This is a genomic window from Methylolobus aquaticus, assembly GCF_054172105.1.
In genome coordinates this window covers 294,355-306,413 of record NZ_JBSYXP010000005.1, presented here as the reverse complement: position 1 = coordinate 306,413, position 12,059 = coordinate 294,355, and the positions used below count along the sequence as shown (strand labels likewise).

At 62.0% G+C, this 12,059-nt stretch carries 10 protein-coding genes; 2 read left to right on the top strand and 8 right to left on the bottom strand.

The window, feature by feature from the left end; genetic code table 11:
* Window positions 1–9: 9 nt before the first annotated feature.
* From ACW73L_RS08985 to clpB, 6 genes are all read right to left on the bottom strand, one after another.
* Window positions 10–507, bottom strand: a complete 498-nt coding sequence (locus ACW73L_RS08985; RefSeq protein WP_498921492.1) for a DUF1499 domain-containing protein — start codon at window positions 505–507, stop codon at window positions 10–12.
* Window positions 508–511: 4 nt separating this feature from the next.
* Window positions 512–1,612: a substrate-binding domain-containing protein gene (locus ACW73L_RS08980; RefSeq protein WP_498921490.1), complete on the bottom strand. Its 1,101-nt coding sequence runs from the start codon at window positions 1,610–1,612 to the stop codon at window positions 512–514.
* Between the two features lie 174 nt (window positions 1,613–1,786).
* Window positions 1,787–3,073: an OmpA family protein gene (locus ACW73L_RS08975; protein ID WP_498921488.1), complete on the bottom strand. Its 1,287-nt coding sequence runs from the start codon at window positions 3,071–3,073 to the stop codon at window positions 1,787–1,789.
* A gap of 153 nt (window positions 3,074–3,226) precedes the next feature.
* Window positions 3,227–4,618, bottom strand: coding sequence for a phosphate regulon sensor histidine kinase PhoR (gene phoR, locus ACW73L_RS08970; protein WP_498921486.1), 1,392 nt, complete (start codon window positions 4,616–4,618; stop codon window positions 3,227–3,229).
* Window positions 4,619–4,625: 7 nt separating this feature from the next.
* Entirely contained in the window at window positions 4,626–5,318 is a 693-nt protein-coding gene (gene phoB / locus ACW73L_RS08965; protein ID WP_498921484.1) for a phosphate regulon transcriptional regulator PhoB, read from the bottom strand.
* Window positions 5,319–5,439: 121 nt separating this feature from the next.
* On the bottom strand, window positions 5,440–8,019 hold the full coding sequence (gene clpB, locus ACW73L_RS08960; protein ID WP_498921482.1) for an ATP-dependent chaperone ClpB: 2,580 nt from the start codon (window positions 8,017–8,019) through the stop codon (window positions 5,440–5,442).
* A 412-nt stretch (window positions 8,020–8,431) separates the two neighbouring features.
* On the opposite strand from clpB, the gene ACW73L_RS08955 reads away from it, so the two are divergent.
* Window positions 8,432–8,773, top strand: coding sequence for an HvfA family oxazolone/thioamide-modified RiPP metallophore (locus ACW73L_RS08955; RefSeq protein ID WP_498921480.1), 342 nt, complete (start codon window positions 8,432–8,434; stop codon window positions 8,771–8,773).
* Window positions 8,774–8,837: 64 nt separating this feature from the next.
* Here ACW73L_RS08955 and ACW73L_RS08950 read toward each other — a convergent pair whose 3' ends face one another.
* Together ACW73L_RS08950 and ACW73L_RS08945 are read right to left on the bottom strand one after the other, a co-directional pair.
* The gene (locus tag ACW73L_RS08950) at window positions 8,838–9,320 is read right to left on the bottom strand and encodes an NfeD family protein (RefSeq protein ID WP_498921478.1); all 483 of its coding nucleotides are present in this window, start codon (window positions 9,318–9,320) and stop codon (window positions 8,838–8,840) included.
* Window positions 9,317–10,246 (bottom strand): SPFH domain-containing protein, encoded by a 930-nt coding sequence (locus tag ACW73L_RS08945; protein WP_498921476.1) that lies wholly within the window; start codon window positions 10,244–10,246, stop codon window positions 9,317–9,319. The genes ACW73L_RS08950 and ACW73L_RS08945 overlap by 4 nt, the downstream gene beginning before the upstream one ends.
* Before the next feature lie 307 nt (window positions 10,247–10,553).
* Here ACW73L_RS08945 and pap point away from each other — a divergent pair, with 307 nt between their 5' ends.
* A complete protein-coding gene (gene pap / locus ACW73L_RS08940; protein WP_498921474.1) occupies window positions 10,554–12,026 on the top strand; it encodes a polyphosphate:AMP phosphotransferase in 1,473 nt (490 codons plus the stop codon).
* The last annotated feature ends 33 nt before the right edge of the window (window positions 12,027–12,059 follow it).

Sequence of the window (12,059 nt, the reverse complement as noted above, 5' to 3'; positions counted from 1 at the left end):
AACGCCTCGTCAGCGCGCTTTGAACGAAGCGTTGAACCGTTCGCGCAACCGCTCCACACGGCGACCATTGACACCGAAGTCCCAATAGCCGACGCGCGATGCGGAGCGCACTGCGATCATTTTGGTGGCCGGCAGCAATTGGAACTCGACATCGTCGACGAAGCGAAACACCCGGCTGGTCGCCTCCAGGCGCAGATAGCGATCAACTGAACTGTCCTCGACCACCGCCATGCCCTGCTCCCGCTGCGCAGCCTGCTTCAGCTTGGCCCAGGCGGCATCCGGGTCACCCTCGAAGGAAAAAGCCCGGACATACTGGCTGTCTGACCGACTGCTGCTCGACACACAATTCGGTGTCGGCGGACAAGCCTGGATGCGACCCGTTTCAGCGGCAACCACCGCGACCGAGGCGAGGCCGAGTCCCAGTGCCAAGACCACCCACGGCAGGTGAGGCGGAGGGCAAAACCCGCCCGTCGATAGCCGCAAGCCCCCGCCACGCCGTGCCTTCACCGCGTCACTCCGTTGGCGCAGTCATCATCGGTGCGAAGGTCTTGGCGATGTCGGTCGAGACCTTGCGATCCACCTGCGCCAGAGGAATCAGCCCGTTTTTCACGACAAGGTAACCCTTGTCGCCAAAAGCGCGCTCGCTGGTGAACTCCTGAATGAAACGCGCCAAGCCCGGGATATAGTCCAGATGCGACTTCTTGACGTAGATGTACAGCTCGCCGGAGAGAGGATACAGCTCGGACGTGATCGTATCCGATTTAGGCGCCACGCCGTCGATTTCGAGGGCTGACAGCTTGTCCTTGTTGCGCAGATAGAGGCTGTACGATACCAGTCCGAGCGCATGGTCGTTGCCTACCAGCTCGCGCACGACCAGGTCGTCATTCACCGTCACCTGGATGTAGGCCTGATCCGTGCGGACGTCCTGGCAGGCCTTTTTGTAGTCCTGGGTCATCGTGGCGCGCTGTGCCGACAGCCAGGGAAAACCGTCGCATCCCGGTTCCAGCACCATATCCTGAAAGATCTCGCGAAAGCCGGAATTCGCGGGGGGACCGATGACCTCGATCTTGCGGTCCGGCAGCGCTGCGTTGATCTGCTTCCACGTTTTGCTGGTATTCAAACGCAGTTTCCGGTCGGTGCTCGGGATCATCCGACTCAGCGCGTTGTACAAGTCACGCCGCGTCAGATTCATCGCGGGGCTCTTCGCCGACTGGGCAAAAACCATTGCGTCGCGGCCAATCGCGATTTCCACGATCTCGTTGACGCCGTTGTTGCGACACTGCTCGTATTCCCGCTTGGTCATGCGGCGAACCGCATTGACGATATCCACCGAGTCCTCGTTGTTGCTCTCACAGAACAACTGAATGCCACCCTTGGTTCCTGTGGACTCGAGCCAGGGGGATTTCAACCCGGCAACCGCCTTCTTCGCGCCCTTCTTGCCCACCCTTTCGGTGCCGCCCTGGCCCAGTTGCTCCGCGACCGCCTTGGAAAAAGGCGCCACGGTGGAGGAACCCACGATGTGGATATAGTCGCGAGCCATGGCGCCTTGAGTGCACAGAGCCAGTGCCGCGCCGAGCGCAGCCGCGATCTTCAGTATTCCGGCGTTGTTCATTACGTCCTCTAGTCAGTCTGAATTCAGTCGCTGCACGAAGCCAGTCAGGCGAAGTAGTCGCCGAGGCCTCCCGGCAGGAATGCAAACACAAGTCCCCACAAAAGACAAACCCGCCAAGCGGCGGGTTTGCCCGGGCCCTTCCGTGGGCCTGAGTCTGTCCTGACCCCTCAGGCGTTATTCGCCCATCCAGACCAGTTCCACGCGACGGTTAACCGAACGCTCTTCCTCGGTGCGATCCGGCGATACCTTCGGGTACATCTCGCCGTAGCCCTTCGGATACAGGTTGTTCGGCACGCCCTTCATCTTCAGGTAGTCGACCACCGAGGCCGCGCGACGCTGCGACAGCTTCATGTTGTACTGGTCGGTGCCCTCGGTGCTGGTGTGGCCCTGCACTTCGATGTCCTTGGTCTCGCCCGAGGCGATCAGACCGGTCGACACTTCGTCCAGGATGCCCTTCGCCGTCTCGGTCAGCTCGGCCGAGTCGTAATGGAAGTTCACACCGCGCAACTCGATGCGGACCAAGCAGCCGTACTCGTCGACCTTGGCGCCCTTCATCGTGCCCGGGCACTTGTCGTCGCAGTCGTTGACGCCGTCACCGTCGGAATCCTTCGTCGAGCAGTCGTCAACCGCCGCCGGCGCTGCCGCCGCCACCGGCATCGGCTTCTCGCCCAGCGGAATCACGAAACCGGCGTTCACGACCAGGTCGTTGAAGACGTCGTTACCGAAGGTACGGCCGTTGCCCGTCAACGGGTTCGTTACAGTCCGGCTGTTCGCCGTCTGCAATTGGTAGCGCACATCAGCGCGCAGCAGGAAGTTGTCGGCCAGTTCCACCGTCGCACCCAGACCCGTCTGGAACAGGAACTGGGAAGACTGGTTGCCATACCCATGAGCCGAACGCCAGCTTTCGTTCACGCCGCCAACGGCCGCCACCCAGTACGGGGAGAACACATCGCGATCGAAGAAGAACAGCGCGTCGACCGTACCGCCCGTCAGATCAGTTTGGCCACCGACATCTTGGATGTTGTTCGAATAGTTCATCCACAGGCCACGGACTTCGAGGTTCAACCATTCGTTGATCATCTTGCCGATGCCCATGCCACCGCCCCAGCCGCCGAAGGCCTTGCGGTCACCGCCGGGCTGCATGAACGTGCCGAACGGCGACAAATACCAGCGATCGTCGACGCAGCGCGAATCGGCCGACGGAACGGAGGTACCGTCCGGGCAGGTGTAGGTCGAGGTCATCGCCGCTGCCGCCGTATCGGCTTCCGCCGGGGCTGCTTCGGTCGCGGTCGCCATAGGATCAGCCACCGCCGGATCAGTGGCCGCCGTCATCGTGGTGTCGGGCGCAGCCGCTTCGGTGCCGCTTCCCATCGCCATCGTATCCTGTCCGTACTCCGCGGCCTGAACCCCGGAGGCGGCTAGACCTATTAGCGCAAATGCGCACAGATTCTTCTTAATCATTACCGTCTCCTTCCACCAAAAAACAACAACAAGGACGAATTGAGCAACACCATACTATTCTCGGGGCAGCGAGAAATCAAGTGGGCTCCACACCCTTTTTTTTCGTTGTCAACGAAATTTCATCATCAGGCCAAGGGATACCGGTCGTGGGGTTCAAGCTCGGATGGGCTCTGCTGAGCCTGGATCCTCGCCGGTGGCCGCGTCGTCCGGAGCGTCGCAAGCGTCCGACGAGGACCGTACCGCTTCATGACCGGGCAGGGCAACGATACGTTTACCTGGAAAGCAACAAATGAAGCGGCTTCCCTTCCCTACAACACTCTCGACCTGCAAGGCCGCCTCATGCCGGTTCAGCACGTGCTTTGCGATCGCCAAGCCGAGCCCACTGCCATTCCGGCTACGACCGCCGGACACTTCGACGCGATAGAATCGTTCGGTCAAGCGGGGCAGGTGTTCCGGCGCGATGCCTGGTCCGGTATCGCTGACTTCGAGTCGGGCACCGTGCTGATCGCCCCTCCAGATCACGGTGACGGCACCGTCCTCGGGCGTGTATTTCATGGCATTGATGACGAGGTTCGAGAACGCGCTGCGCAGCTCGTTGGCATCGCCCAGCACACCCCAGGCAGGATCGATATCAGTCGACAGCTTGGGATTGAACCCGAATAGAACTTCGGCTTCCTGACAGATTCCGACCAGCAGTTCGGCTACATCGATCGGCTCCGGTGTGGCCCGCTGGGTACCCGACTGGAGCCGCGTCAAGGCGAGGAGGCTCTCGATCAGCTCGTGCATCCGGTTGGTCTGCTCCTCGACGCGGCGGAAGATCATCCGTTCACGTTCGGGCAGTGCCGAATCGGAGTCGCACAACGCTTCGATGTAGCCGCGCATCACGGTGATGGGCGTACGCAACTCGTGCGAGACATTGGCGATGAAATCGCTGCGGACCCTTTCGGCGAGCTTGAGCTCGGTCACGTCACGAGCGACCAGCAGACGGAAGTCCTCATCGCCATAGGGCACGACTCGAACTTCCAGCTCACGGGTATCATCGATGGGTGACGGTATGGCGATGGTCCCGCCGGCGTTCTCGTCGCTCAGGTAGCTGACGAAGCGGGTGTTACGCACGAGATTGCCGATTTGCTGGCCGACATCGGGGCGTCGCAACCCCAGGAACTGACTGGCGGAATCGTTGAACCAGTCGATCTCATTGCGCGGCCCGAGCACGACGGTCGCATCGGGCAGCGCAGCCGTCGCCGTGCGGAAACGGTCGAGCATCCGTAGTAACTGTTTCTTGCGGCGCTTGTTCCGGCGGCGGACTCGAAATACGAGATAGAAGACTTCCTCCCAGATGCCATCCGCCTGGGGCAAGTCACCGCTCTTGCCGCCGCGCAACCAGTGCAGCAGACGGTTGATAAAGAAAAGGTGCCGGAACAGATAAATCAGTGCGCAGACACTCGTCGCGAAAAACCAGTTCCCGCTGAGCCTAACCAGGAAGGCCAGGGCCAGGACGAGCAGAACAACCCAGAATAGCTCGGCCCGCCAGGCAGAAGACATAGGCCGATCAGTAAGCCGCCGAGAACCGGTAGCCGAAACCGCGGACCGTCTGAATCATCTCCTCGCGTTGATGCTCGGCAAGGATCTTCCTCAGCCGACGGATGTGGACGTCGACGGTCCGCTCCTCGATATACGTGCTGCGACCCCAGACTTGGTCGAGCAGCTGATTGCGGCTGTAAACCTTGTCGGGGTGCGTCAGGAAAAACTCGAGCAAGCGATATTCGGTTGGGCTCAGGTTGACGGCAGCCTGTTCGATGGCGACTCGATGTTCATCGGTATCGATCACGATACCGCCGACATCGATGCGTCCGGATTTCCCGATCCGGCCGCTGCGCCGAAGCACCGCCTTGATTCGCGCGACCAGTTCACGGGTGGAAAACGGCTTCGTGACGTAATCGTCAGCACCGACCTCGAAGCCCCGCACCCGGTCTTCCTCCTCGCCGCGGGCCGTCAACAGAATCACCGGTATGTCACCGAAGCTTTCGTCCTTCTTGAGTCGCCGGGCCCATTCAACGCCGCTGAGACCCGGCAGCATCCAGTCGAGCAGGATCAGGTCGGGCGTCTGTTCCAGCATCAGCGCCAGACCCTGATGCGCATCCGGCGCCGCCCGCACGGCAAAGTCCGACTGCTCCAGTACCATCACCAGCATTTCACGAATGGCGTCATCGTCTTCAACCACCAGCACGTTGATTTCGGACATCCTCAAAAGCTCCGGATCTACGAAAAAGCCCCGATCGTAAGTGCTGCATATTAAGGATCGATGACAGCGCAGACCCCGAAGGTCGGCGGCGACCGCGTTCCGCAACGGACGCCGCCACTCATCAGGCCGCCTTGCTCAGCGTGAACTCGTCTCCCGACACGCCGACCGAGATTACATCACCGTCGGCGAAGTTCCCAGCGAGAATGGCCAGCGCAATCGGATTTTCCAGTTTCTGCTGGATGGCTCGCTTCAGCGGCCGAGCACCGTAAACGGGGTCGAAGCCCGCCGCGCCGAGCTGTTCGAGCGCCGCGTCGGTGACGGCCAAACCGAAGCCCTTGCCCTCCAGACGCTTCCGCAAATGATCCACCTGGATCGCGGCGATCGCCCGGATCTGCTCCTTCGCGAGCGGATGAAACACGACGACTTCGTCGACGCGATTGATGAATTCGGGCCGGAAATACTGTGTCACGATTTCCATGACCTCGGCCTTCATCTGCGCGTAGTTCGCCTCTCCGGCCAGTTCCTGGATGCGCGACGAACCCAGATTCGAGGTCATCACGATCACGGTGTTCCGAAAATCCACCGTCCGCCCATGGCCATCGGTCAGCCGCCCGTCGTCCAGCACCTGCAACAGTACATTGAACACATCCGGATGCGCCTTCTCGACCTCATCGAGGAGGATCACCGAGTACGGCTTGCGGCGCACCAGTTCGGTCAGGTAACCACCTTCCTCATAGCCGACGTAACCCGGAGGCGCCCCGATCAACCGAGCCACCGAGTGCTTCTCCATGAACTCCGACATGTCGATGCGGACCATCGCGTCCTCGGTGTCGAACAGGAAGGCCGCCAGGGCTTTGCACAACTCGGTCTTGCCGACGCCGGTCGGGCCGAGGAACAGGAACGAGCCGCTCGGACGGTTCGGATCGGCCAGTCCGGCGCGCGCCCGGCGGATCGCATCGCTGACCGCCTTGATCGCCTCGTTCTGTCCGACGACGCGCCGGGCCAGATTGGCTTCCATCGTCAGCAGTTTCTCGCGCTCGCCCTCCAGCATCTTCGCCACCGGAATGCCGGTCCATTTCGACACGACTTCGGCGATCTCCTCGTCGGTGACCTTGTCGCGCAGCAGCCGGTTGTCCGCGTGTTCGGCCTTCTCGGCCCGTTCCAGCTCGGCCTGCAAAGCCGGAATCTGCCCGTACTGCAGTTCCGACATCTTGGCGAGATCGCCGGAGCGGCGGGCCGTTTCCAGGTCGAGCCTGACCTTTTCGAGCTTTTCCTTGATCGAGGCAGTCCCCTGCAGCGCCGCCTTCTCCGCGGTCCACACTTCTTCGAGGTCGGCGAACTCCTTCTCGGCCTCGGCGATGTTCTCCTCCAGAGCCTCACGGCGCTTGCGCGACGCTTCGTCGTGCTCCTTTTTCAGGGCTTCGCGCTCGATCTTCAGCTGGATCAGGCGGCGTTCGAGGCGATCCATCTCCTCGGGCTTCGAATCGATCTCCATCCGGATCCGGCTGGCCGCCTCGTCGATCAGGTCGATGGCCTTGTCGGGCAAGTTACGGTCCGTGATATAGCGATGCGACAGCAGGGCTGCCGCGACGATGGCCGGATCGGTGATCGTCACGCCATGGTGAACCTCATAGCGTTCCTTCAAGCCGCGCAGGATCGCCACCGAGTCCTCGACCGACGGCTCATCGACCAGCACCTTCTGGAAACGGCGCTCCAGTGCCGCGTCCTTTTCGATGTATTTCCGGTACTCGTCCAGCGTCGTCGCCCCGATGCAATGGAGCTCACCGCGCGCCAGGGCCGGCTTCAGCATGTTGCCGGCATCGATCGCACCCTCAGCCTTGCCTGCGCCGACCATCGTGTGCAACTCGTCGATGAACAGGATGATCTTGCCTTCCTGTTTGGCGACATCGTTCAGCACCGCCTTCATGCGTTCCTCGAACTCACCGCGGAATTTCGCGCCTGCGATCAAGGCAGCCATATCCAGTGCCAGCAGTCGCTTGCCCTTGACGCCTTCCGGCACCTCGCCATTCACGATGCGCTGGGCGAGACCTTCGACGATGGCCGTCTTGCCGACACCGGGCTCACCGATCAGCACCGGATTGTTCTTGGTGCGCCGCTGCAGTACCTGGATCGTGCGTCGAATCTCGTCGTCGCGCCCGATCACCGGATCGAGCTTGCCGGACTCGGCACGCTCGGTCAGATCGATGGTGTACTTCTTCAGCGCCTGTCGCTGTTCCTCGACGTTCGGATCGTCGGCCTTCTGTCCGCCTCGCACCGCTTCGATAGCCATCTCGAGCGGACCACGCTCAACGCGGTTCTTGCGCAACAGCTCACCGAGCTGGCCGCGGTCGTCCAGACAGGCGAGCAGGAACACCTCGCTGCTGATGTAGCTGTCGCCACGCTTCTGAGCGAGCTTGTCCGACAGATTCAACAGCTTGGCCAGATCGCTGGAGACCTGCACGTCTCCGCCCACGCCCTGGACGCTGGGCATGCGCTCCAGCGCGGCGCCGAGCGCACTGCGCAACTGGTTGACGTTGACACCGGCCTGGGCCAGCAGCGGCTTGACCGTGCCACCCTCCTGGTCGATCAGCGCGATGACCACGTGCAGCGGCTCAATGAATTGATGATCGTTGCCCAGCGCAAGACTTTGCGCATCAGCCAGGGCTGTCTGAAATTTGCTGGTCAGCTTGTCCATTCTCATGGTGGGAATCTCTTGATTGGCGAAAACACAATGCTTTCAGTTCTGAGGCTGGTGCCGATGCTTTTCAAGCAGCGCCGACCGAGGCGGGCTTCGATCCGTAAAGGAAACTGTGTAACATCGCAAAGCTCAGGGTTGCCTAGGGAGTAACCATTCACCCTGCTGCCTTGTTGGGTAGTGGGAGCGGGCCGGGAGGGCGAGACCGGCTGCGGGCGGGAACCCGCAGCCGAGCCTCCAGGGACGGATTCACGGCGTGTCTCGCCTTCCCGTACCGCTCCCGCGAGGGGGCGTGAACGGTTACGCCTAGGGAAAGGGTGGGCGCAACTTTCGAGTTTGCAACGGTCTAACGCAGGCCGGATTACAAAAACGCTGCCCGTCATCGGAGATCTTTCATTTCATCTGTCGAGGAAAAAGCATGCAGAACAAGTTCAACAAGTCGCCGCTCGCAAGCGTGCTGGGCACCGCAATCGTCACGTCCCTGACGACGGCCGCCGTCGCCGAGGAGCGCGATCCGTTTGCCCTCAAGGATCTGTCGTCGGGCTACCTGCTGCAGGTCGCAGAGGAAACGAAAGCCAAGGAAATGACCTGCGGCGAAGGCAAGTGTGGTGCCCAGATGATGAAGGCGCCCGAAATGAAGTGCGGAGCCGGGATGCAGGAGATGATGAAGCAGCAGGAAGCGCAGCAGAAGAAGGCGATGGAAGGCAAGTGCGCCGGCATGGCCCCGGCGACAGCAGCCCCCGAAACGAAGACTAACTGATCCGTCAGTCGGCCGATTGCGGCGCCGCCTTAGGCGCCGCGAACCGCATTCTGCCGGTGCGGCATCAAGGCGTCGCTTGACGCACCCCCTCTTCCCTCCGAACGTCCCCATCCAGCGCCGCCACGCGCAGCATCACGCCGTCGGCTCCGATAATGCGGATCCGTGCCCCGGCCGGCGCATCCGACCCGCGTATGCGCCACATCGAGTCGTCGATCCGGATCTTCCCCTCGCCATTGACGATGGGCTCCGGCAGCACGCACACGCGACCCACGAGCTGGGCGGCACGCCGGTTCAACAGCGGTCTGTCCGATTCGATCGGATGCCGCGTCAGCAGCTTTCGGGCCAGCACGATACTCGCGACCGACAGTACCGAGAAGGTAAGCAGCTGCGACTCCCAGGACAGGTCCGGCCAGGCCCACAGCAGGGCGCCGGTCAGCAGCGCCGCCTCGGCCATCCACAGAAAATACATGCCGGGCGACAGCAACTCCACGACGAGCAGCAGCGCACCGGCTGCCCACCAGTGCCAGAAGACGATCGGGAGCGTCATCGGGACGACTCCGTCTTCTTGAAAGCGGCTTGAGTCAGCTCGGCGAGCCCGCCAACCGCACCGATGGCCGCGCTCGCCTCCAGTGGCATGAGGATGACCTTGCTGTTGTCGGCGGCTGCAAGCTTGCCAAGCGCGTCGATGTACTTCTGTGCGACGAAGTAGTTGACCGCCTGCAGATCGCCCTTCGCAATCGCCTCGGAAACGGCGAGCGTTGCTCGCGCTTCGGCCTCTGCCGCCCGCTCACGCGCCTCCGCATCACGAAACGCGGCCTCCTTGCGACCCTCCGCTTCCAGCACGGCCGCCTGCTTCAGGCCTTCCGCCCGGAGAATCTCGGCCTGTCGGTGACCTTCGGCTTCCAGTACCGCGGCTCGCTTGTCCCGCTCGGCCTTCATTTGGCGGGCCATGGAATCCACCAGATCCTGCGGTGGTGAGATGTCCTTGATTTCGATCCGCGTGACCTTGACGCCCCAAGGCGTGGTTGCGTCATCGACAACGGTCAGCAGGCGCATGTTGATCTCATCGCGCTTGGACAACAGTTCGTCCAGATCCATCGAGCCCATCACGGTCCGGATGTTGGTCATCGTCAACTGCATGATGGCCAGCGGGAGGTTGGTGACTTCGTACGCAGCGCGAGCCGCGTCGACGACCTGATAGAACACGACGCCGTCGACCCGGATCATCGCATTGTCCTTGGTGATGACCTCCTGCGAGGGCACATCGAACACCTGTTCCATCATGTTCATCTTCGCACCGATCTGGTCGATGACCGGCACGATGATGTTCAGGCCCGGTGGCAAGGTCGTGGTGTACTTGCCAAAGCGCTGGACGGTGTATTCCTGGCCTTGCGGCACGAACTTGACGCCGAGCACGACGATGGCGACGGCCAACGCCAGCAGGACGAGTACGAATAGCGTGAAGCCGCTCATGACGATGATCTCCGGGCAGTGGCGATGTCAACCTCGCGCATTATCCGCGGGTAGCGCGGCCTCGTCATAGTAAGAATTCTTTCTGAAAGGTTCGTGGTTGCTGTTACCGCGCCCGTTTTCTTGGGATAAGGTGCTTTTCTCGATCTGAGTCAAGACGATGAACGACCCGCTACCTTGGGGACAAGCAGCCCGTCCGATGTGGGACGACTGTGGATAAGTCGGATGCCGTTGCGGAGGTGTGATTCATCGACAATTTATCCCCGTATCCTAGGGGCGCTTTTCAACAGGTTTTCGGGAGCGCAGCGCGATGTTTGAATTGGCGGAACTGAAGAACCGTGTCTCGAAGGCGGCCTACGTCGATGCGCTGCCGGATCTCCGAAGCCGCTTGCTTGAACTGCAGCTCCAGGTGGAGGCCGCCGGCATACCGGTCATCGTGTTGCTGGCCGGTGTCGATGCCGCCGGCAAGGGTGACCTGGTCCATGTGCTGAATGAGTGGCTGGATCCGCGCTACATGCGGACCACGGCCTACGGCGAACCTTCGGATGAGGAACGGGAACGCCCCGCGCATTGGCGCTACTGGCTGGCCTTGCCGGAACGCGGTCGTATCGGCCTGCACATCGTCGGCTGGTATGGTCCGCCGATGGCCGACCGCCTGTACGAGCGGATCGGCAACGCCGCCCTCGATGCCGAACTGACGCGGATCAATCGCTTCGAGAAGGCGTTGATCGAGGACGGTGCGCTGGTCGTCAAGTTCTGGCTGCACCTCAGCAAGAAGCAGCAACGTCGCCGCATCGAAAAGCTGGAAGAGAACCCGGAAACGCGCTGGCGCGTGACCGAGGTCGATCGCAAGCACCTGAAGCTCTACGACCGCTTCATCGCAGTCGCCGAGCGAACGCTGCGGGAAACCAGCACGCCCGACGCGCCATGGCTGATCCTGAACGGTTACGACGCGCAGTACCGGCGCCTGACGGTGGCGCGCCACCTGATCGACCGGCTCGCGAGCCGGCTATCTGCCCACGCTGCCGCGCCGGCGCTGCCGACCGCGGCACCGCGGCCTGCTACCGAGACCAGCCTGCTCGGCTCGCTCGATTTGTCGCAGCGCCTGGAACGCGAAACCTACCAGCAGGAGAAGGCGCGGCTGCAAGGTCTGATCAGCCAGCTGACACGGCGGCTGAGGGCCGAAAAGCGCTCCAGCATCGTGGTCTTCGAGGGCTGGGATGCGGCCGGCAAAGGGGGCGTGATCCGGCGGATCACTCCGGCCCTGGACGCCCGGAACTACCGGGTGATCCCCATTGCGGCGCCTACCGACGAGGAAAAGAGCCATCATTACCTCTGGCGCTTCTGGCGGCACCTGCCACGGGCTGGAAAGGTCACGATCTACGACCGCAGCTGGTACGGGCGGGTGCTGGTCGAGCGGGTCGAAGGTTTTGCGACGGCTCAGGAGTGGATGCGCGCCTACACCGAGATCAACGATTTCGAGGAAGACCTGACCGATCGCGGCATCGTGTTGCTGAAGTTCTGGCTGCACATCAGCAAGGAAGAGCAGCACCGGCGTTTCGAGGAGCGCAAGCTGACGGCCTACAAGCGCTTCAAGATCACCGAGGAGGATTATCGGAATCGCGAAAAGTGGGGCGAGTACGAGGCGGCGGTCGACGAAATGGTCACGCGGACCAGTACCGAGTTCGCGCCGTGGCACCTGATTCCGGCGAACGACAAGTACCACGCCCGGATCGAGGTGCTGCGTCTGATCTGCGCGGCCTACGAGAAGGCGCTGAAGTGAGCGGGCAGCCCTCCCGACGACTCGCCCGATCAA

Excerpts from the sequence above, each read along its gene's own strand:
- ACW73L_RS08950 (WP_498921478.1), bottom strand. The coding sequence starts at position 9,320 with ATGACGCTCCCGATCGTCTTCTGGCACTGGTGGGCAGCCGGTGCGCTG.
- ACW73L_RS08945 (WP_498921476.1), bottom strand. The coding sequence starts at position 10,246 with ATGAGCGGCTTCACGCTATTCGTACTCGTCCTGCTGGCGTTGGCCGTC.
- ACW73L_RS08980 (WP_498921490.1), bottom strand. The coding sequence starts at position 1,612 with ATGAACAACGCCGGAATACTGAAGATCGCGGCTGCGCTCGGCGCGGCA.
- phoB (WP_498921484.1), bottom strand. The coding sequence starts at position 5,318 with ATGTCCGAAATCAACGTGCTGGTGGTTGAAGACGATGACGCCATTCGT.
- ACW73L_RS08955 (WP_498921480.1), top strand. The coding sequence starts at position 8,432 with ATGCAGAACAAGTTCAACAAGTCGCCGCTCGCAAGCGTGCTGGGCACC.
- pap (WP_498921474.1), top strand. The coding sequence starts at position 10,554 with ATGTTTGAATTGGCGGAACTGAAGAACCGTGTCTCGAAGGCGGCCTAC.
- clpB (WP_498921482.1), bottom strand. The coding sequence starts at position 8,019 with ATGAGAATGGACAAGCTGACCAGCAAATTTCAGACAGCCCTGGCTGAT.
- phoR (WP_498921486.1), bottom strand. The coding sequence starts at position 4,618 with ATGTCTTCTGCCTGGCGGGCCGAGCTATTCTGGGTTGTTCTGCTCGTC.
- ACW73L_RS08975 (WP_498921488.1), bottom strand. The coding sequence starts at position 3,073 with ATGATTAAGAAGAATCTGTGCGCATTTGCGCTAATAGGTCTAGCCGCC.